Here is a 357-nt window from a genome sequence, read left to right on the forward strand (position 1 = left end):
GCGCTTCAACCTCTTCCCCCACATGACGGCCATCGAGAACGTCATGGAAGCCCCCGTCATGGTCAAGGGCGAGTCCAAGGCCGTGGCCCGGGAACGCGCCGTACGCCTCCTGGACCGCGTCGGCCTCGGCGACAAGGGCGGGAACTACCCCACCCAGCTCTCCGGCGGCCAGCAGCAGCGCGTGGCGATCGCCCGCGCGCTCGCCATGGAGCCCAAGCTGATGCTCTTCGACGAGCCCACCTCCGCCCTCGACCCCGAGCTCGTCGGTGACGTCCTCGACGTCATGCGCGGCCTCGCCGAGGACGGCATGACCATGATCGTGGTCACCCACGAGATGGGCTTCGCCCGCGAGGTCGG

General features: G+C 69.7%; 1 protein-coding gene. It reads left to right on the top strand.

Annotation, left to right across the window (positions count from 1 at the left end; all coding sequences use genetic code 11):
• On the top strand, positions 1 to 357 hold a 357-nt coding region (locus IO30_RS0129125; protein WP_031147836.1), incomplete at both ends, for an amino acid ABC transporter ATP-binding protein.

The sequence above is a fragment of the Streptomyces xanthophaeus genome (genome assembly GCF_000725805.1).
Classification (GTDB): domain Bacteria; phylum Actinomycetota; class Actinomycetes; order Streptomycetales; family Streptomycetaceae; genus Streptomyces; species Streptomyces xanthophaeus.